This is a genomic window from Streptomyces sp. SudanB182_2057 (assembly GCF_964272715.1).
GTDB classification, from domain to species: Bacteria; Actinomycetota; Actinomycetes; order Streptomycetales; family Streptomycetaceae; genus Streptomyces; species Streptomyces rubradiris.
Genome location: NZ_OZ186798.1, coordinates 4,187,480 through 4,205,828 on the forward strand (window position 1 = coordinate 4,187,480; position 18,349 = coordinate 4,205,828).

Annotated in this window: 18 protein-coding genes and 1 tRNA gene; 13 read left to right on the forward strand and 6 right to left on the reverse strand. The window is 72.9% G+C overall.

Features of this window, described 5'->3' with window-relative positions; translation table 11 throughout:
* Positions 1-584: 584 nt before the first annotated feature.
* From paaA to ACSURM_RS18225, 7 genes are all read left to right on the forward strand, one after another.
* Positions 585-1,601, forward strand: coding sequence for a 1,2-phenylacetyl-CoA epoxidase subunit PaaA (paaA, locus tag ACSURM_RS18195; RefSeq protein WP_436956324.1), 1,017 nt, complete (start codon positions 585-587; stop codon positions 1,599-1,601).
* The gene (paaB, locus tag ACSURM_RS18200; protein ID WP_436956326.1) at positions 1,598-1,885 is read left to right on the forward strand and encodes a 1,2-phenylacetyl-CoA epoxidase subunit PaaB; all 288 of its coding nucleotides are present in this window, start codon (positions 1,598-1,600) and stop codon (positions 1,883-1,885) included. Before paaA ends, paaB begins: the two co-directional genes overlap by 4 nt.
* Positions 1,882-2,613, forward strand: coding sequence for a 1,2-phenylacetyl-CoA epoxidase subunit PaaC (gene paaC / locus ACSURM_RS18205; protein WP_436956328.1), 732 nt, complete (start codon positions 1,882-1,884; stop codon positions 2,611-2,613). The genes paaB and paaC overlap by 4 nt, the downstream gene beginning before the upstream one ends.
* On the forward strand, positions 2,607-3,236 hold the full coding sequence (gene paaD, locus ACSURM_RS18210; protein WP_436956330.1) for a 1,2-phenylacetyl-CoA epoxidase subunit PaaD: 630 nt from the start codon (positions 2,607-2,609) through the stop codon (positions 3,234-3,236). Before paaC ends, paaD begins: the two co-directional genes overlap by 7 nt.
* Complete coding sequence (locus tag ACSURM_RS18215; RefSeq protein ID WP_436956332.1) at positions 3,236-4,300, forward strand: 2Fe-2S iron-sulfur cluster-binding protein; 1,065 nt, start codon at positions 3,236-3,238, stop codon at positions 4,298-4,300. Before paaD ends, ACSURM_RS18215 begins: the two co-directional genes overlap by 1 nt.
* Before the next feature lie 110 nt (positions 4,301-4,410).
* Positions 4,411-5,553, forward strand: coding sequence for an acyl-CoA dehydrogenase family protein (locus ACSURM_RS18220; protein WP_436956334.1), 1,143 nt, complete (start codon positions 4,411-4,413; stop codon positions 5,551-5,553).
* Positions 5,554-5,681: 128 nt separating this feature from the next.
* On the forward strand, positions 5,682-6,140 hold the full coding sequence (locus ACSURM_RS18225) for a pyridoxamine 5'-phosphate oxidase family protein (protein WP_436956336.1): 459 nt from the start codon (positions 5,682-5,684) through the stop codon (positions 6,138-6,140).
* A gap of 21 nt (positions 6,141-6,161) precedes the next feature.
* Here the strand turns inward: ACSURM_RS18225 and ACSURM_RS18230 are convergent, their stop codons facing one another.
* From ACSURM_RS18230 to ACSURM_RS18245, 4 genes are all read right to left on the reverse strand, one after another.
* Entirely contained in the window at positions 6,162-6,749 is a 588-nt protein-coding gene (locus tag ACSURM_RS18230; RefSeq protein ID WP_436956338.1) for an IS5 family transposase, read from the reverse strand.
* A gap of 124 nt (positions 6,750-6,873) precedes the next feature.
* Entirely contained in the window at positions 6,874-7,203 is a 330-nt protein-coding gene (locus tag ACSURM_RS18235; RefSeq protein ID WP_436961133.1) for a rhodanese-like domain-containing protein, read from the reverse strand.
* A 44-nt stretch (positions 7,204-7,247) separates the two neighbouring features.
* Entirely contained in the window at positions 7,248-8,060 is an 813-nt protein-coding gene (locus ACSURM_RS18240) for a hypothetical protein (protein WP_436956340.1), read from the reverse strand.
* A gap of 102 nt (positions 8,061-8,162) precedes the next feature.
* The gene (locus ACSURM_RS18245; protein WP_436956342.1) at positions 8,163-9,473 is read right to left on the reverse strand and encodes a DUF2252 domain-containing protein; all 1,311 of its coding nucleotides are present in this window, start codon (positions 9,471-9,473) and stop codon (positions 8,163-8,165) included.
* A 462-nt stretch (positions 9,474-9,935) separates the two neighbouring features.
* On the opposite strand from ACSURM_RS18245, the gene ACSURM_RS18250 reads away from it, so the two are divergent.
* The 3 genes from ACSURM_RS18250 (at position 9,936) to ACSURM_RS18260 (ending at position 13,096) form a co-directional block, all read left to right on the forward strand.
* Positions 9,936-10,565 (forward strand): TetR family transcriptional regulator, encoded by a 630-nt coding sequence (locus tag ACSURM_RS18250; protein ID WP_436956343.1) that lies wholly within the window; start codon positions 9,936-9,938, stop codon positions 10,563-10,565.
* Positions 10,566-10,943: 378 nt separating this feature from the next.
* Positions 10,944-11,453 (forward strand): hypothetical protein, encoded by a 510-nt coding sequence (locus ACSURM_RS18255; RefSeq protein ID WP_436956344.1) that lies wholly within the window; start codon positions 10,944-10,946, stop codon positions 11,451-11,453.
* Between the two features lie 113 nt (positions 11,454-11,566).
* Positions 11,567-13,096, forward strand: coding sequence for a flotillin family protein (locus ACSURM_RS18260; RefSeq protein WP_436956346.1), 1,530 nt, complete (start codon positions 11,567-11,569; stop codon positions 13,094-13,096).
* 69 nt (positions 13,097-13,165) lie between these two features.
* Here the strand turns inward: ACSURM_RS18260 and ACSURM_RS18265 are convergent, their stop codons facing one another.
* Together ACSURM_RS18265 and ACSURM_RS18270 are read right to left on the reverse strand one after the other, a co-directional pair.
* Positions 13,166-14,227, reverse strand: a complete 1,062-nt coding sequence (locus ACSURM_RS18265) for a PucR family transcriptional regulator (protein WP_436956348.1) — start codon at positions 14,225-14,227, stop codon at positions 13,166-13,168.
* A 335-nt stretch (positions 14,228-14,562) separates the two neighbouring features.
* Positions 14,563-14,646, reverse strand: a tRNA-Leu gene (locus ACSURM_RS18270).
* Positions 14,647-15,105: 459 nt separating this feature from the next.
* On the opposite strand from ACSURM_RS18270, the gene ACSURM_RS18275 reads away from it, so the two are divergent.
* The 3 genes from ACSURM_RS18275 to ACSURM_RS18285 all read left to right on the forward strand — a co-directional run bounded on the left by ACSURM_RS18275 (position 15,106) and on the right by ACSURM_RS18285 (position 18,333).
* Positions 15,106-15,972 carry a DUF3662 and FHA domain-containing protein gene (locus ACSURM_RS18275; RefSeq protein WP_359041206.1) on the forward strand — a complete coding sequence of 289 codons (867 nt, stop codon included), beginning with the start codon at positions 15,106-15,108 and terminating at the stop codon, positions 15,970-15,972.
* Positions 15,973-15,982: 10 nt separating this feature from the next.
* Positions 15,983-16,522: an FHA domain-containing protein FhaB/FipA gene (locus tag ACSURM_RS18280; protein ID WP_359041207.1), complete on the forward strand. Its 540-nt coding sequence runs from the start codon at positions 15,983-15,985 to the stop codon at positions 16,520-16,522.
* A 140-nt stretch (positions 16,523-16,662) separates the two neighbouring features.
* Positions 16,663-18,333: a Stp1/IreP family PP2C-type Ser/Thr phosphatase gene (locus tag ACSURM_RS18285; protein ID WP_436956350.1), complete on the forward strand. Its 1,671-nt coding sequence runs from the start codon at positions 16,663-16,665 to the stop codon at positions 18,331-18,333.
* Positions 18,334-18,349 lie beyond the last annotated feature (16 nt).

An 18,349-nucleotide genomic window follows, 5' to 3' on the forward strand; every position in this document is an offset into this window, starting at 1 on the left:
CTCGGTCTCGTCCGCCCGGAGTCCGCCGGGCGGGGCAGCCGTCGGCGCCGGGTTCGTCACAGGCGCCGCATGCCGCACGAGCGCCACCTCTCGGCGCCCGCACGGAACGGTACTCAGCCGGGGGCACCGGGCGCAGCCCCGGGTGCGAACCGGGGACGTGGCCCACCCCACCGAACGCCACGCGGGGTCACGACGGACGCACCCTCGGGCGCTTCGGCCGACGCCGTGCCGGGCCCTCTACCACCGTCTGAGGGCGGGAGTGAGGGATTGGTGGGTGAGGGCGGTCCCGCCGACCCATGCCCCTGCCCCCGCCCCTCGCGTCGTCTCCCATAGCCACTCGGACCAGCCCGCACGCCGTCTCCCATCGCCCCTCGGACCAGCCCGCCCGCCGTCTCCCATCGCCCCTCGGACCAGCCCGCCCGCCGCCTCCCCGCATGTTGTCCACAGGTCGCGGCGGGAGTTTTCCACAGCGGTTGACACCCCGTGGCGGCCCGGCACACCATGGATTGCGCACGGACCGAACGATCGGTCGGGCCGGGCCGAGAGGACAGTGTTCACCGCACAGCCGAGGTCAGGGGGACCGCATGGCCACAGCAGCCGCGCAGCGCACCGCCCGTACAGGGACGGACGGCGCGCCGGACACCGCCGACACGACGGCCTACCAGCGCGCCTTCGACGCGGCCGTGGCCGCCGACGAGCGCATCGAACCGCGCGACTGGATGCCCGATGCCTACCGCGCGACCCTGGTCCGGCAGATCGCCCAGCACGCGCACTCCGAGATCATCGGCATGCAGCCGGAGGCCAACTGGATCACCCGCGCGCCCTCCCTGCGCCGCAAGGCGATCCTGATGGCCAAGGTCCAGGACGAGGCCGGGCACGGCCTGTACCTGTACAGCGCGGCCGAGACCCTCGGCACCAGCCGTGACGAGTTGCTGGACAAACTGCACGCCGGCCGCCAGAAGTACTCCTCGATCTTCAACTACCCGACCCTGACCTGGGCCGACGTCGGAGCGATCGGCTGGCTGGTGGACGGCGCCGCGATCACCAACCAGGTCCCCCTGTGCCGCTGCTCCTACGGCCCGTACGCCCGCGCGATGGTCCGCATCTGCAAGGAGGAGTCCTTCCACCAGCGCCAGGGCTACGAACTGCTGCTGGCCCTCAGCAAGGGCACACCGGAGCAGCACGCCATGGCCCAGGACGCGGTGGACCGCTGGTGGTGGCCGTCGCTGATGATGTTCGGCCCGCCCGACGACGAGTCCCAGCACTCCGCGCAGTCGATGGAGTGGAAGATCAAGCGCCACTCCAACGACGAGCTGCGCCAGCGCTTCGTGGACATCTGCGTCCCCCAGGCCGAGTCCCTGGGCCTCTCCCTCCCCGACCCGGAGCTGCGGTGGAACGAGGAGCGGGGGCACTACGACTTCGGACCGATCGACTGGACGGAGTTCTGGGAGGTCCTCAAGGGCAACGGCCCCTGCAACGAACAGCGCCTCACCCAGCGCAGGCGCGCCCACGACGAGGGCGCGTGGGTACGGGAAGCCGCCGCGGCCTACGCGGCCAAGCACACCGGCGACACCGGTGGGACGGGAGCGACGCGAGCATGAGCGCCACCGACTGGCCCCTGTGGGAGGTCTTCGTCCGCTCACGGCGCGGCCTGTCCCACACCCACGCCGGCAGCCTGCACGCGCCCGACGCCGAGCTCGCCCTGCGCAACGCCCGCGATCTGTACACCCGGCGCGGCGAGGGCGTCTCCATCTGGGTCGTCCCGGCCGCCGCCATCACCGCCTCCTCGCCGGACGAGAAGGACCCCTTCTTCGAGCCGGCCGCCGACAAGCCCTACCGGCACCCGACCTTCTACGAGATCCCGGAAGGGGTGAAGCACCTGTGACCGCCACCGGCCCCGCTATTGTCCCGGTGACCGCCGCGCTCGCCCTCGGCGACGACGCCCTGGTGCTCTCCCACCGCATCGGGGAGTGGGCAGGCCACGCCCCTGTCCTGGAGGAGGAGGTCGCCCTCGCCAACATCGCCCTGGACCTGCTCGGTCAGGCCCGGTTGCTGCTGTCGCTGGCCGGCGACGAGGACGAACTGGCCTACCTGCGCGAGGAACGGGCCTTCCGCAACCTCCAGCTGGTCGAGCAGCCGAACGGCGACTTCGCGCACACCATCGCCCGCCAGCTGTACTTCTCCACGTACCAGCACCTGCTCTACGCCGACCTGGCAGCGGGCGACGGCCCGTTCGCGCCGCTGGCCGCGAAGGCGGTGAAGGAGGTCGCCTACCACCGCGACCACGCCGAGCAGTGGACGCTCCGGCTGGGCGACGGCACGGAGAACAGCCATGAGCGGATGGCGCGGGCGTGCGCCGCGCTGTGGCGGTACACCGGGGAGATGTTCCAGCCGGTGGAGGGGCTGGCCGCCGACTGGGCGCGGCTGGAGGAGCGCTGGCTGGAGTCGGTCGCCGACGTGCTGTCCCGCGCCACCCTCACCCTGCCCGAGGGGCCGCGCACCGGTGCCTGGTCGGCGGGGGCCGGCCGGCAGGGCCTGCACACCGAGCCGTTCGGCCGGATGCTCGCCGAGATGCAGCACCTGCACCGCAGCCACCCGGGGGCGACATGGTGACCGCCACCGCCCTGGAGGCGGAGCTGCTGGAGCTGGCCGGGGCGGTGCCCGACCCCGAGCTGCCCGTGCTCACGCTGCGGGAGCTGGGCGTGCTCCGCGCGGTGCACGTCCACGGCACGGACGCGGTGGAGGTGGACCTCACCCCCACCTACACCGGCTGCCCCGCCATCGAGGCGATGAGCGTCGACATAGAGCGGGTGCTGCGCGCCCACGGCATGCGCGAGGTCACCGTCCGCACGGTGCTCAGCCCCGCCTGGTCGACCGACGACATCACCCCCGAAGGGCGTGAGAAACTCCGCGAGTTCGGCATCGCCCCGCCCCGCACCCAACGAGCCACGGGCCCGGTTCCGCTGTCCCTGGGCCCGACCCGCACACGGACCACGGCCACGAACGCCCCCACGGCCACAGCCACAGCCGCGGATGCGACCACGGCCGCGGATACGACCAAGGACGCGGGCACGAGCGCGGCCCTGTCCCCGGAGGCCGGCACCGAGCCGGTCCGCTGCCCACTCTGCGGTTCGGCCGACACCGAGCTGCTGAGCCGGTTCTCCTCGACCGCGTGCAAGGCGCTGCGCCGGTGCCTGGGCTGCCGCGAACCGTTCGACCACTTCAAGGAGTTGTGATGGCACGCTTCCACCCGCTCCCGGTGGCCGCGGTCGACCGGCTCACGGACGACTCCGTCGCCCTCACCCTCTCCGTCCCACCGGACCTGCGCGAGCAGTACCGGCACGCGCCCGGCCAGCACCTCACGCTGCGCCGCCGGGCGGACGGCACGGAGATCCGGCGCACGTACTCGATCTGCTCCCCCGCTCCCGACCCGGCCGGCGAGGGGCCGGCCACCCTGCGGGTGGGGGTGAGGCTGGTGGAGGGAGGGGCCTTCTCCACGTACGCGCTCAAGGAGATCAACGTCGGGGACGAGCTGGACGTGATGACCCCGGCGGGCCGCTTCACCCTGGACCCGGCTCCGGGGTGGTACGCGGCGGTGGCCGGCGGGAGCGGCATCACCCCGGTGCTGTCCATCGTCGCCACGCTGCTGGCGCGCGAACCGCGGGCCCGGTTCTGTCTGATACGCAGCGACCGGACGGCCGCCTCGACGATGTTCCTGGAGGAGGTCGCCGACCTGAAGGACCGCTATCCCGAGCGGCTTCAGCTGGTGACCGTGCTCTCCCGGGAGGAACAGCAGGCGGGCCTGCCGTCGGGCCGGCTCGACCGGGCGCGGCTCACGGGGCTGCTGCCCGCGCTGCTGCCGGTGGAGGAGGTGGCGGGCTGGTTCCTGTGCGGGCCGTACGGGCTGGTGGAGGGCGCCGAGCGGGCGCTGCGCGACCTGGGCGTGGCACGGGACCGGATCCACCAGGAGATCTTCCACGTGGACGCGGGATCGGCCCCGGCGGCGACGGCGGCGGCTCCCGCGCACAGCACCGTCACCGCGCGGCTGGACGGACGCGGCGGCACCTGGCCGGTGCGGGAGGGCGAGTCGCTGCTGGAGACGGTGCTGCGCAACCGGCCCGACGCGCCCTACGCCTGCAAGGGCGGGGTGTGCGGGACGTGCCGGGCCTTCCTGGTCGCGGGCGAGGTGCGCATGGACCGCAACTTCGCGCTGGAGTCGGAGGAGACGGAGGCCGGGTATGTGCTGGCCTGCCAATCGCATCCGCTGACGGAAAGGGTGGAGCTGGACTTCGACCGCTGACCCGCTGACCCGCGGGCTCCGGCCGCTGCCGTACCACCCGTTCCCTTCTCCTAGAACCTGTTCTATCTTGACGGACCGTCAGATGACGGCACTCGTCAGGAGGTCAGGCTGTGGACTTCACCTTCACCGAGGAGCAGCAGGCGGCGGCCGAGGCTGCGCGGGGGGGGTTCGCCGGGGTGGCGCCGGACGCGGTGCCCAGTCCGGCACTCACCACCGGTGCCGTGGCCGAGGGCATGGACCGGGCGCTGTGGTCCCGGCTCGCCGAGGCGGATCTGCTGGGCCTGCTGTCGGCCGAGGCGTACGGCGGAGCGGGGCTCGACGCCATCGCGCTGTGCCTGGTGCTGCGCGAGGCGGGGAGGGTGCTGGCACGGGTGCCACTGCTGGAGCACAGCGCCGCCATGGCGGCCGTGGGGCGCCACGGCGGTCCGGAGCGGGCGGAGCGGCTGCTGCCCCGGGCGGGGCGGGGCGAGCTGGTGCTGACCGTCGCGGCGAACGGACGTACCGGCCACGATCCGGCCGAGCCGGCCGTCGTCGCGCGGCGGGACGGGCGGGCGTGGCTGCTGGACGGGGTGCAGACGGCGGTGCCGTGGGCATTCGACGCGGACCTGATCGTCGTACCGGCGCACCTCGGGAGTGCGGGTGGTGAGCGGACCGTGCTGGCGCTGGTGCCGCGCGGGGCGGACGGGCTGGAGGCGGCCGAGCAGGTCTCCACCAGCGGTGAGCGGCTGGCCGAGCTGCGGCTGCGGTCGGTCCGGGTGGGACCGGAGGAGGTGATCGAGGCCGAGGGCGCCTGGGAGTGGCTGCACGCGCTGCTGGTGACCGGGACGTGCGCGCTGGCGCTCGGGCTGGGTGAGCGGGTGCTGCGGATGACCGGCGAGTACACCGGCAAGCGGGAGCAGTTCGGGTACCCGATCGCGACGTTCCAGGCGGTGGCCGTGCAGGCCGCGGACCGGTACATCGACCTGCGCGCCATGGAGGCCACCCTCTGGCAGGCCGCCTGGCGGATCGCCTCCGGGGCGCCGGGGGCGCTGCCCGCCGCCGGGGATGTGGCCGTGGCCAAGATCTGGGCGGCGGAGGGGGTGCGGCGGGTGGTGCAGACGGCGCAGCACCTGCACGGCGGCTTCGGCGCGGACACCGACTACCCGCTGCACCGCTACCACGCCTGGGCCAAGCACCTGGAACTGGCACTCGGTCCCGCGGCGGCGTACGAGGAGCGGCTCGGGGACCTGCTGGCCACCCATCCGCTCGGCTGACGGAAGGCTCCCGCCAGGGGACCTGAACCCGAGGGACGGCTCAGGGACGGCTAGGGCGTGTTGTGAAAGTAGGCGTTGGGCTTATCGAGCCATGAAATTGCTGGACACCCAGGGACGTTGATCACTTCATGACTCGACGACCAGCGCCTCGCTCACTGTCCGACGCAGCCCTCTCCAGCTTGCTCGGTCAGCAGCAGTTCGGCACGCTCGCCACCATGAAGCGCAGCGGCCACCCCCACCTGACAACCATGGTGTACAGCTGGGACCCCGAAGCCCGCATTGTGCGGTTCTCGACCACTGCCGACCGGGTCAAAGTCCAGCACCTGCGACGCAATCCACGTGCTGCGCTGCATGTGCCTGGCGGCGACGTGTGGTCGTTTGCCGTCGCCGAAGGCGAGGCCGTGGTCTCTGAGAGCACGACGGTTCCGGGGGACGCGGTCGGGCGGGAGTTGCTCGAGATGATCCCGGAGGCCGGGAGGCCCGACGACGAAGCTGCGCTCCTGGAGGAGTTGGTTGCCGAGCGCCGGGTGGTTATCCGGCTGAAGGTGGACCGACTGTACGGCACGGTGCTCAACATCGACGGCTAGGAAGTGTCGGTTCCGTGCTGGTCACAGCCATTCGCTAGTTGCCTTGATACCGCGTCTGCACAGGTAGGCCCGGTTGCGGCAGGAGTCGTACGCCTTGTCGGCTCGCACCCGGTCCGGCCTGCTGCGGGGCCGGCCAGGACCGAGGTGGGGCACCCTTATCGCCTCCAGGACCGGCTCGAACTGCGGTGAATCGCCTCGCTGACCGGCCGTGATCAGCACCGACAGCGGCTTCTGCCCCTGCTCGACAGCGAGGTGGATCTTGGTGGTCAGCCCGCCCCGGGAACGCCCGAGACCATGGTCGGTCGGCTCGACGACAATGCCGCCGGGCGGCTCCTTCTGCAGGTCCACATTTCTCGACGCCCCAGCGGCGTGCTGGTGAGCCCGGCAGACGGTGGAATCGACGTTCATGTCCCAGGTGATCAGGCCCTTCGCGTCAGCCTGCGTCTGGAGCTGGGTGACGAGCCGCGCCCAGGTGCCATTGCGCTGCCAGCGGCGGAACAGGGCGTAGACCCGGTCCCAGGGGCCGTAGCGTTCCGGGACGTCGCGCCAGGGAGCACCGGTGCGGGTCCGCCACCGTATGCCGTCGATCAGCTGCCGCCTCGTCCACACCGGCGGACGGCCCGGCTTGATGCCCTGCGAACGGCTCCAGCCGGGCCCACTGGCCGTTCGTCAGATCACCACGCCCCACAGAGCAAGATCATCCATAATCGAGATCCACTTTTCGCAACAGACCCTAGGCGACGAAGCCCGGGGCGCCGTCGTCGGTGACGACCGGGCGGCCGGCCCGCTGCCAGTCCTGCATGCCGCCGTCGACGTTCACCGCGTCGACGCCCTGCTGGACCAGGTACATGGTGACCTGGGCCGAGCGGCCGCCCGAGCGGCAGATGACGTGGACGCGGCCGTCCTGCGGGGCGGCCTCGGTCAGCTCGCCGTAGCGGGCGACGAACTCGCTGAGAGGGATGTGCAGCGCCCCCTCGGCGTGGCCCGCCTGCCACTCGTCGTCCTCGCGGACATCCAGCAGAAAGGCACCGTCCTTGACGTCCGTCACCTGGACCGTGGGCACACCAGCTCCGAAATTCATGGCTCCGACGCTACCCGAAGCCCGGCTCAGCCCTGACCCAGCAGCCCGGCCAGTTCCGCCTCCCGCTGGGCGATGTCGGCGTGCAGCCGGCCGGCGATCTCGTCGAGCAGCCCGTCGGGGTCGTCCGGGGCGAGCCGGAGCAGTCCGGCGATCGCGCCCTCCTCCAGTTCGCGGGCGACGACGGTGATCAGTTCCTTGCGCTGGGCGAGCCATTCGAGGCGGGCGTACAGCTCCTCGGCGGGACTCGGCCGGCGCTCGGGCGGCACCGGCCCGGCGGCCCACTCGGCGGCCAGCTCCGTGAGCAGGGTCTCGTCGCCACGGGCGTAGGCGGCGTTGACCCGGCTGAGGAACTCCTCGCGCCGCTTGCGCTCCGCTTCCTCCTGGGCCAGGTCGGGGTGGGCCTTGCGGGCGAGGTCGCGGTAGAGCTTGCGGGCCTGCTCGCTGGGGCGCACCCGCTGCGGGGGCCGTACCGCCTGGCCGGTGAGCATGGCGGTGGCCTCCGGGAACAGGCCGTCGCCGTCCATCCAGCCGTGCATCAGCTCCTCCACGTCCGGGAGCGGCAGCACCCGGGCGCGGGCCTCGTCGGCGCGGCGGATGTCCTCGGGATCGCCGGTGCGGGCGGCCCGCGCCTCGGCGATCCGCGCGTCCAGTTCCTCGATCCGGGCGTACAGCGGGCCGAGCCGCTGGTCGTGCAGGCGGGAGAAGTTCTCCACCTCGACGCGGAACGTCTCCACGGCGATCTCGTACTCGATCAGCGCCTGCTCGGCGGCCCGGACGGCCTGTTCCAGCCGCTCCTCGGGGCGCGGCGCCTGGGACTGGCCGGCTTCGGGGGAGGTCACGCGTTCAGCGTATCGCCCCGCTGGGCCCGGCCGGGGCTACGTGCCGGGCCCTCGGCGGCCTGGTCCGGACGCCACGGACGCAGGCGGGGCGGCTCATACGACTCATACCCCCGTCTCCGCCTCGACGCGGCCCGCCCGGATGGCGGTCAGGAGGGAGGCGTGGTCGGATTCGGTGCGGTCGGCGTAGGCGACGGCGAAGGTGGCGACGGCCTCGTCCAGTTCCTCGTTCTTGCCGCAGTAGCCCGCGATCAGCCACGGGTCGGCGCTGTGGGAGTGGGCGCGGGCCAGCAGGGCGCCGGTCATCCGGCCGTAGTCGTCGAGTTGGTCGGCGGGGAGGGCGGCCGGGTCGACGCTGCCCTTGCGGTTGCGGAACTGCCGCACCTGGTACGGGCGCCCTTCGACGGTGGTCCAGCCCAGCAGGATGTCGCTGACCACCTGCATCCGCTGCTGGCCGAGGACCACCCGGCGGCCCTCGTGCGCCACCGGCCGTACCGGGAGACCGGCCGTGGCCAGGTGCGGGGCGAGCGCGGAGGGGCGGGCCTCCTTCACCTGGAGGATCAGCGGCTCCCCTCGGTGGTCGAGCAGCAGGACGACGTAGGACCGGGTGCCGACGCTGCCGGTGCCGACCACGCGGAAGGCCACGTCGTGCACGGCGTGCCGGGCGAGCAGCGGGCGGTGGTGCTCGCCGATCGTGCCGACGTATTGCTCCAGGGCCAGGGCGACCGCCGCGGCCTCGGCGTCCGGGATGTCGCGCAGCACCGGCGGGGCGGGCACGAACCGGCGTCCGCCGCCCGCGACGGGCTCCGTCGACTTCGCCGCGAACCGGCCGCTGGTGTTGGACCGGGCCTTCTCCGAGACCCGCCGGAGGGTGCCGAGCAGGTCGTGGGCGTCGCTGTGGGAGACCAGTTCCTCGTCCGCGACGGCGTTCCAGGCGTCGAGCGCGGGCAGCCTGGCGAGCAGCCGCATGGTGCGGCGGTAGGCGCCGGCCGCGCCGCGGGCCGCCGCGCGGCAGGTGTCCTCGTCGGCGCCCGTCTCCCGCCCCGCCAGCACCAGGGAGGCCGCGAGCCGCTTCAGGTCCCACTCCCAGGGGCCGTGCGCGGTCTCGTCGAAGTCGTTGAGGTCGATGACGAGGCCACCGCGGGCGTCGCCGTACAGGCCGAAGTTGGCCGCGTGCGCGTCGCCGCATATCTGGGTGGTGATCCCGGTCATGGGGGTGCGGGCGAGGTCGTACGCCATGAGCCCGGCCGAGCCGCGCAGGAAGGCGAACGGTCCGGCCGCCATCCGGCCCACACGCAGCGGGATCAGCTCGGGGACGCGGCCGGCGTTGGACTCCCGGACCGCGGTCACCGCGTCGGGGCGGCCGGCGTCCGGGTCGAACGTGCGGTGGGCGGCACGCGGCACACCCCGCCGCAAAGCCTTGCCCTGCTTCTTCGGCGAGCCCGGCGTACTCGGCGTATTCGGTGTACCCGGGGAGCCCGCTGCCCCCGGAGAGACCTCCGTACCCGCCGTAGCCGCCGTGCCCGGCCCCTCCGCCTCGCCCGGCGCCCCTTGCGGCGGCCAGAGGGCGAATCCCCGTACCCGGGGCAGCCGGCGCGCACCCCGGTCCGCCGTGCCCGCCACCCGCTCACCATTCCCGGTCACCGCGACCGCCTCCCCCGCACCGACCCGCACGCCTTCGAACAGACGTAAGTACGAACATCAACTCGGGGAGACGGTACAACCGGTGGTCCCCGGGACGGTTCGGGGCGACCCGGACTCCGACGCCGTCGACCGGGCGCAGCCCGCCGCCGACCAGCCGTTGACCTGCCCCGATCGCCCGCGCGGTGCCGGTGGGACAATGGGCGGCGGCCGCATGCGTCAGGAAGGTACAGGCCCATGACCACCCGACCCGGCCTGCGGGAGCGGAAGAAGGCGAAGACCCGCCGCCTTCTCCAGCAGGAAGCCCTCCGTCTCTTCGTGGCGCAGGGGTACGACCACACCACCGTCGAACAGATCTGTGAGGCGGCCGATGTCTCGCCGAGCACGTTCTTCCGTTACTTCCCGACCAAGGAAGACGTGGTCCTCATGGACGACCCCGGCCCGTTCCCCGAGGAGCCGGAGCCGGCCGACGCGGGCGATCCGGCGGAGCCGGCGGCGGACGACGCGGTGCGGGCCACGCTCCACGACCTGCTCGCCCGGCGCGTCGGCCCCGACCCGGACACCACGCTGGCACGGCTCAGGCTGACCGCGCGGGTGCGGCCACTGCGCGCACGCCTGTGGCAGCACCAGGAGGCGCAGGTGACGCACACGGCGGCGCTGCTCGCCCGCCGCGCGGGCAGGGACGCGGACGCGTACGAGGTCCGGCTGGGCGCGGCCGTCCTCGTCGCGGTGACCACCGAGACGCTCATGTACTGGGCGGAGCGCGACGGCGAACCGGACCTCACGGCCCTCTTCGCCCGGGCACTGGACCACCTCGCCGGACTCGGTCTCCGCCCGGCCGGCCCGGCCTGCCCGACCGGGTCGTAAACCGCGCGGAGGATGAGGCCGCCCGCCCGCGCTCGGACAGCCCCCGCCACCGGAGGCACGCGTTCAGCCCCCGCCACCGAAGGCACGCGTTCAGCCCTCGCTGCCGGAGACATGCGTGCGCGACCGTGTGCCGTGCGGCGACGGACGCCACGATGCCGCCCGACTCGGCTGCACCGGTCCTGCCGACGGGCCCTGTGACCTCCTTCGTCACGCGCGCTTTTGTCGCCGCCGTCGGCGAAGTCCGCAGGGACAGCACGCCGAAGGTCGGCATTAAAGACGCGTAAAGATTGCCGGAACCAGGAAGTGAAAAGCCTCGCGGCGCCATGTGAGTATCCGTCACACCGGAGATGAGCGACGGGTGAGAGGGGGACGGCACGCATGGCCTGGTTCCTGGGACTCGGCATCACGGGGGTTGTGCTGCTCGCCCTGTCGCTCGTCTTCGACGGGCTGCTGGACGGCGTGTTCGACGGTGCGCCGGGCGGCGGTCTCGACGGGTGGCTGTCGCTGCCGGTGATCGCCGGGTTCCTGGCGATGACCGGGTTCGGCGGGGTCATCGCCCGGGCCGCCCTGGGCGTTCCCTTCGCGGGTGCCGCCGGCGTCGGCGCGCTGACGGGGGTCGGCACGGCGTGGCTGACGTACCGCTTCGGCCGCGCCCTCATGCGCGGCCAGACGGCCCTGGCGCCCACCGGGAACGACCTGATCGGCGCTTCCGGCAAGGTGGTGACCGCGATCCCGGCCGACGGGTTCGGCGAGGTCATCGTGCGACTCGCGGGCCAGCCCGCGAAGTTCGCCGCGCGTGCCACCGCGCCGGTGGCCCGGGGCGCCGAGGTGTGGGTGGAGGCCGTACCGTCCGCGAGCTGCGTACTGGTACGTCCCGTGGACCGCTGATACGTCCCGTGGACCGCTGAGCGGGCACTCCCGCTCCGGCCGCCCGTCTGTTCGCCGCCCCGTCCGGGGCTCATTCCTACCCTCCGGGGGTGCAACGTGTCTGGGGGCATGTCATGAATCCTGTCGTCTTCGCCGTCATCGGAGTCGTCGTCCTTCTCGTCCTGCTGGCGCTGGTCGTCGCCAGCCGCTACAAGGTGGCCGGTCCGAGCGAGGCGTTCATCGTCACCGGCCGGCGCGGCAAGAAGGCCACCGATCCCGAGACCGGCCGGATCTTCACCGACAACAGCGGGCAGAAGGTGGTCGTGGGCGGCGGCGTCTTCGTCGTGCCGTTCGTGCAGCAGAAGTTCACCCTCGACCTGTCCTCGCGGCACATCCCGGTCGCGGTGCGCGGCGCGGTCACCCTGCGGGGCGTGAAGGCCAACCTGGACGGTGTCGCGATCGTCAAGGTCGGCGGGACCGAGGACGCCATCCGCGCGGCGGCCCAGCGGTTCCTGATGCAGCAGGACGGCATCGTGGGCTTCACCCAGGAGGTGCTCTCCGGCGCCCTGCGGGCGATCGTGGGCCGGATGTCGGTGGAGGACGTCATACGCGACCGTGCCGCGTTCGCCGGGCAGGTGGCCGAGGAGGCCGAGGCCAGCCTTTCCGGGCAGGGCCTGGTGCTGGACGCCTTCCAGATCCAGGACATCACCACCGAAGGCTCCTACCTGGAGGACCTCGGCCGCCCGGAGGCCGCGCGGGCCAAGCAGGAGGCCGACATCGCCGAGGCCGAGGCGCGGCGGGCCGCCGAGCAGGCCAGGCTGAAGGCGGAGGAGGAGATCGCGGTCGCGCAGCGCACGCTCTACCTCCGGCAGGCCGAGATCAAGGCCGAGACCGACCAGGCCGCCGCCCGCGCCAACGCCGCCGGCCCGCTCGCCGAGGCGGCCCGGCAGCAGGAGATCCTCACCGAGCAGGAGAAGGTCGCCGAGCGGCAGGCGGCCCTGACCGACCGCCAGCTCGACACCCAGGTCCGCAAGCCCGCCGACGCCCAGCGGTACGCCGCGGAGCAGGAGGCGGAGGCCCAGCGGGTCGCCCGGGTCAAGCAGGCCGAGGCCGAGCGGGCGGCCGGCATCGCCGCCGCGCAGGCGGAGGCCGAGCGGTCCCGGCTGACCGGTGAGGGCGAGAAGCAGCGCCGGTCGGCGCTGGCCGAGGCGGAAGCCATCGAGGGCATCAAGCAGGGCGAGGCCGAGCGGTCCCGGCGTGCGGCGATCGCTGAGGCCGTCCGGCTGGAGGGCGAGGCCGAGGCGGCGGCGATCGCGGCGAAGGGCGGTGCGCAGGCCGACGCGATGCGGAAGAAGGCCGACGCCTACGGGCAGTACGGCGAGGCCGCGATCCTCCAGATGCTCGTCGAGGTACTGCCCCAGGTCGTGGCCAAGGCGTCCGAGCCGCTCAGCGCCGTGGACAAGATGACGGTGATCTCCACGGACGGCGCGGGCAGGCTGCCGCGGGCGGTCGCCGACAACGTCGCCCAGGGCCTGGAACTGCTCGGCTCCACCACCGGAGTCGACCTGACCGAGCTGCTGAAGGGGCTGACCCGGCGGGGCTTCGGCGGCGAGCCCGCCGAGCCGGCGGCCCGGCCCGACGGGAAGATCGAGATCACCGCCTGAGCGCCCGGCCGCCGTGCGGGACCGCCCCCGAGGTGGCCGGTCCCGCACGGCACGCCGTCGCGTGACGGCTCAGATCTCCTGCGCCGGCCATCCCAGCAGCCGGGCCCCGATGACCGCGGTCTGGAGGCTGTAGCGGTGCGGGGGGTCGGCGGGATTGCTCCCGGTCAGCTGGTGGATGCGCTCCAGCCGGTAGGTGAGGGCGCGCACGCTCAGCGCCAGGCGGCGTGCCGCCTCGGCCGCGACGCATCCCGTCTCGAAGTACACCTCCAGCGTCCTGAGCAGCGGCTCGGCCCCGCCGCGGGCACCCCTCAGCGGTCCCAGGGCACTGAGCACGAGGTCGGCCATGGCCTGGCGGTCACGGGTCAGCACGGGATAGACGAGCAGGTCGGCCGCGCGCACCAGTGGCTCGTCCAGGTCCAGCCGGTCGGCGAGTTCCAGGGTGCCCAGCGCCTCCTCGTAGGAGTGGACCACGCCGCCCGCGCCGGGCTGGGGCCGGCCGATGGCCACCCGGCTGCCGTCCGTCACCGCGTGCGCCTGCTTGGCGAAGTACGTCAGGACCTCCTCCTGGTCGCCGGGGGCGATGCAGATCAGCTGACCGTTCTTCGTGGCCAGCAGGACGCGCCGGTCACCGAACCGGGCGTTGACCGCCGTCTCCACCCGGCGGGTGACCGGGGAGGTGTCCTCGTATGCTTCGGGACCGGCGGCCACCGCGACCGCGTAGGCACGGGAGAGGACGAGACCGAAGCGCTCCGCCCGCTCGGCGAGCCGGCCCAGGTCGCTCCGCCCGTACAGCAGGTCGTCGATGAATTCCCGGCGCGCGCCCTCCTCCTGCCGCACCGCCAGCCGCTGTGCCCGTTCGTACCCTTCGGCGAAGGCGTCGACGGCCTGCTCGACGGCGGCCAGGACGCCGTCGACCGCGTCCGGTGCCGCACGGCCGGGCCAGGACACCCGGGTCTCGGCCAGATGCCGCCGCACGAGGCCGCGCAGGCTGTGCCCGGCTTCGGCGGCCTGCTCGCCCAGGGCGCGGCGCTCGTCCAGTTCCGTCCGGGTGAGCCGGCGCCCGGTGGCACAGACCTCGGCCAGGAGCCCGGCGTATCCACGCAGGTACTCGGCCGGGTCCGACTCCGCCACCGCTTCCTCCCCCACGCTCGCGCCGCACCGTTGACGCGTCCTTGACGGTGTGCGGCCCCGGGAGGTTAGCCAATCCGGCCGAGAACGGGCAATGCGCTCCGGCCCGGCCGGCTGGGCACCTGGATCGGCAAGGGCCGCGTCGTCCCCCGACCCTGAGACCTTCGTCACGCGGCACTCGTCCCGAGCGCCGCCCGCCCGAAGATCCACCACGCGAAAGCGGACCACCGACGGCCCCACAGCCGCCGACGGTCCGCTTCGCCCTGCGACGAGACGAGCGTCACTCTAGGGGAAAAAGAAATGAGCGGCATCGTCATCACGATGCCGCTCATTCGCTGTGCGCGAGGGGGGAGTTGAACCCCCACGCCCTTGCGGGCACTGGAACCTGAATCCAGCGCGTCTGCCTATTCCGCCACCCGCGCATTGGGTGTGTCTTCCGGTTCCTTCCCTTTCGGGCTGGCCCCTTCCGACATCGAGAACATTAGCACGTCGTCCGGGGTGGATTCACATCCCTTCCCGGGCGCCCCCCGCGACCGCCGCGGGCGCGCCCCCCTGCGGCGACCGGTGCCCGCGTCCCCACGCGTCCCGGCCGTGCCCGTCCGTCTCAGGGAGACGCGGTTCACGTATCAACCTCGTACCGGTCCCGGCCGTCTCCCCCGATGGCGGGCCGGGCGCACAGCCGGTGCGGGACACTGGTCTTCGCCCGCCTCTACGATCCAGGGGCAGCAGGACACGCACCCGGAGTTCGAAGGGGAGCCGCTGGGGGAACCGGCTGATTGGCGGGCGCGTAGATACGATCAGTAAGCAGTACCCAGCAGTACCCCGGCAAGGCAGCGGCACAGAGCAAGGCAAGACGACGGCAGGGACGGAGGAGGTGCCCCATGGGAGTCCTGAAGAAGTTCGAGCAGCGTCTCGAAGGTCTGGTGAACGGCACCTTCGCCAAGGTCTTCAAGTCCGAGGTCCAGCCCGTGGAGATCGCCGGAGCGCTCCAGCGGGAGTGCGACAACAACGCCACGATCTGGAACCGGGACCGCACCGTCGTGCCCAACGACTTCATCGTGGAGCTGAGCGCGCCGGACTACGAGCGCCTCAGCCCCTACTCCGGGCAGCTCGGCGACGAGCTGGCCGGCATGGTGCGCGACTACGCCAAGCAGCAGCGCTACACCTTCATGGGACCGATCAAGGTCAATCTGGAGAAGGCCGACGACCTGGACACCGGCCTGTACCGGGTGCGCTCGCGCACCCTGGCCTCCTCCAGCAGCCAGCAGGGCCAGCAGGCCCCGCCCGCCCCGGAGGCCGGCCGCCCCGCGGCGAGTGCCCCCGGCGGGTACGGCTACCCGCCGGCCGCCCCGCCCGCGGGCGCGCCCCCGATGCCGTCGACGCCACCGCCCGGCGCCCGGCCCGGCGGGTACGGCTATCCGCAGCCCGCCACCCAGCGGCCCGCCGCGGCACCGATGAGCGGCGCGCGCACCCGCTACTGGATCGAGATCAACGGCACCCGCCACCAGATCTCCCGCCCGACGCTGGTGCTGGGCCGCAGCACCGACGCCGACGTGCGGATCGACGACCCCGGCGTCTCCCGCCGGCACTGCGAGATCCGGACCGGAACGCCCTCGACGATCCAGGATCTCGGCTCCACCAACGGCATCGTGGTGGACGGGCAGCACACCACCCGCGCTACGCTCCGCGACGGCTCGCGGATCGTCGTGGGCAGCACCACCGTTATCTATAGGCAAGCCGAAGGGTGAAGCGGGGGCAATGTCAGAGCTGACCCTCACGGTCATGCGGCTGGGTTTCCTGGCCGTACTGTGGCTGTTCGTGATCGTGGCCGTGCAGGTCATCCGGAGCGACCTGTTCGGTACGCGCGTCACTCAGCGCGGATCGCGTAGGGAGGCGGCCCGGCCGCAGCCGTCCGGGCGCCAGCAGACCCGGCAGCAGGCCCGGCAGCAGGCCGCCCCGCCGCCGCAGCGCGGCCAGCAGGGCGGCGGCCGGCGCGGCCGCAACGCCCCCACCAAGCTGGTCGTGACCGAGGGCACACTGACCGGCACCACCGTCGCGCTCCAGGGCCAGACCATCACCCTGGGCCGGGCGCACGACTCCACGATCGTGCTGGACGACGACTACGCCTCCAGCCGCCATGCCAGGATCTACCCGGACCAGAACGGCCAGTGGATCATCGAGGACCTCGGTTCCACCAACGGCACGTACCTGGACCGGTCCCGGCTGACGACCCCCACACCGATCCCGCTGGGTGCGCCGATCCGCATCGGCAAGACCGCAATCGAGCTGCGGAAGTAGTGCTACGTCATGAATGAGCGCGAGCGGAGCGAACACGCCGCGACAGGCCGCCACCCGGTCTCCGGCGCGCTCCCGACCGGAGGGTGGGCAGTGTGGCTCGACACGACCGGCTGCATTCGGAGCCGACGGGCGAGGTGCGCATGAGTCTGTCACTGCGCTTCGCCGCCGGATCGCACGAGGGCATGATCCGCGGGCACAACGAGGACTCCGGCTACGCCGGCCCGCGCCTGCTGGCCATCGCCGACGGCATGGGCGGCCAGGCGGCCGGCGAGGTCGCCTCCTCCGAGGTGATCTCCACCATCGTCCCGCTCGACGACGACGTGCCCGGCTCCGACCTCCTCACCTCCCTCGGCACCGCCGTGCGGCGCGCCAACGACCAGCTGCGCGCCATGGTCCAGGAGGACCCGCAGCTGGAGGGCATGGGCACCACCCTGACCGCCCTGCTGTGGACCGGACAGCGGCTCGGCCTGGTCCACGTCGGCGACTCCCGCGCCTACCTGCTGCGCGACGGCGTCCTCACCCAGATCACCCAGGACCACACCTGGGTGCAGCGGCTGGTCGACGAGGGCCGGATCACCGAGGAAGAGGCCACCACCCACCCGCAGCGCTCCCTGCTGATGCGCGCCCTCGGCAGCAGCGAGCACGTCGAGCCCGACCTCTCCATCCGCGAGGTCCGCGCCGGCGACCGCTATCTGATCTGCTCGGACGGCCTGTCCGGGGTGGTCTCCCACCAGACGATGGAGGAGACCCTCGCCAGCTACCAGGGCCCGCAGGAGACCGTGCAGGAGCTGATCCAGCTCGCACTGCGCGGCGGCGGCCCCGACAACATCACGGTCATCGTCGCCGACGTGCTGGACCTGGACCAGGGCGACACCCTCGCCGGCCAGCTGTCCGACCAGCCGGTGGTGGTCGGCGCGGTCGCCGAGAACCAGCACCACCCGCAGGACAACGGGATCATGCAGACCCCGGCCGGCCGCGCCGCCCACCTGGGCCGGCGGGGACAGGGCGGCGGCGAGTTCGGTCCGCCCGGCTCGGGTGACACCGGCTACCTCCCGAACGGCGGCTTCGGCGAGTACGGCGACGACGAGTTCACCAAGGAGCGCAAGCCGCGCAGGTGGCTGAAGACCTCCCTGTACGGCGCCCTCGCCCTGGCCGTCGTGGGCGGCGGACTGTACGGCGGCTACCGCTGGACGCAGACGCAGTACTACGTCGGCGCCAAGGACGAGCACGTGGCGCTGTACCGCGGGATCAGCCAGGACCTGGCCTGGGTGTCGCTGTCGGAGGTGGAGAAGGACCACCCCGAGATCGAACTCAAGTACCTGCCGCCGTACCAGCAGAAGCAGGTGAAGGCCACGATCGCGGAGGGCGGCCTGGAGGCGGCCCGGACGAAGGTCCAGGAGCTGTCCGTGCAGGCATCCGCCTGCCGGAAGCAGGCCGAGCGCAAGGCCGCGGACGAGGCCGCGCGCGACGCGAAGAACGACAAGGGCGGCACCGCCGACGCCGACAAGGGAACCGGTGGAACCGACGGCACCGGCACCGGCGGCACCACGGGAACCGGCACCGGTACCGGCACCACCGCGGGTACGGGCACGCACGCCGCGTTCTCCGGCGACCCCGCCGCGCCGGTCGTCACCCTCGACCGGGTCTCCCTCGTCACGAAGGCCACCCCGGCCCCGAACCCGTCGGCCTCGAAGACGGCCCCGGCGGTCCCTTCGAAGTCTCCGTCCACGACCCCGTCCGCGACCCCCAGCCCCGGCCCCACTCTCTCGGAGGATGAGCAGAAGGTCGTCTCGCTGTGCGGTAAGCAGTAGGCAAGCCGTGAGAGGC

Bases quoted from the DNA above. Each gene is read 5' to 3' on its own strand.
- ACSURM_RS18260 (WP_436956346.1), top strand. From the start codon at position 11,567: ATGAATCCTGTCGTCTTCGCCGTCATCGGAGTCGTCGTCCTTCTCGTC.
- paaD (WP_436956330.1), top strand. From the start codon at position 2,607: ATGGTGACCGCCACCGCCCTGGAGGCGGAGCTGCTGGAGCTGGCCGGG.
- ACSURM_RS18215 (WP_436956332.1), top strand. From the start codon at position 3,236: ATGGCACGCTTCCACCCGCTCCCGGTGGCCGCGGTCGACCGGCTCACG.
- ACSURM_RS18275 (WP_359041206.1), top strand. From the start codon at position 15,106: ATGGGAGTCCTGAAGAAGTTCGAGCAGCGTCTCGAAGGTCTGGTGAAC.
- ACSURM_RS18255 (WP_436956344.1), top strand. From the start codon at position 10,944: ATGGCCTGGTTCCTGGGACTCGGCATCACGGGGGTTGTGCTGCTCGCC.
- ACSURM_RS18225 (WP_436956336.1), top strand. From the start codon at position 5,682: ATGACTCGACGACCAGCGCCTCGCTCACTGTCCGACGCAGCCCTCTCC.
- ACSURM_RS18280 (WP_359041207.1), top strand. From the start codon at position 15,983: ATGTCAGAGCTGACCCTCACGGTCATGCGGCTGGGTTTCCTGGCCGTA.
- ACSURM_RS18250 (WP_436956343.1), top strand. From the start codon at position 9,936: ATGACCACCCGACCCGGCCTGCGGGAGCGGAAGAAGGCGAAGACCCGC.
- paaA (WP_436956324.1), top strand. From the start codon at position 585: ATGGCCACAGCAGCCGCGCAGCGCACCGCCCGTACAGGGACGGACGGC.
- ACSURM_RS18285 (WP_436956350.1), top strand. From the start codon at position 16,663: ATGAGTCTGTCACTGCGCTTCGCCGCCGGATCGCACGAGGGCATGATC.
- paaB (WP_436956326.1), top strand. From the start codon at position 1,598: ATGAGCGCCACCGACTGGCCCCTGTGGGAGGTCTTCGTCCGCTCACGG.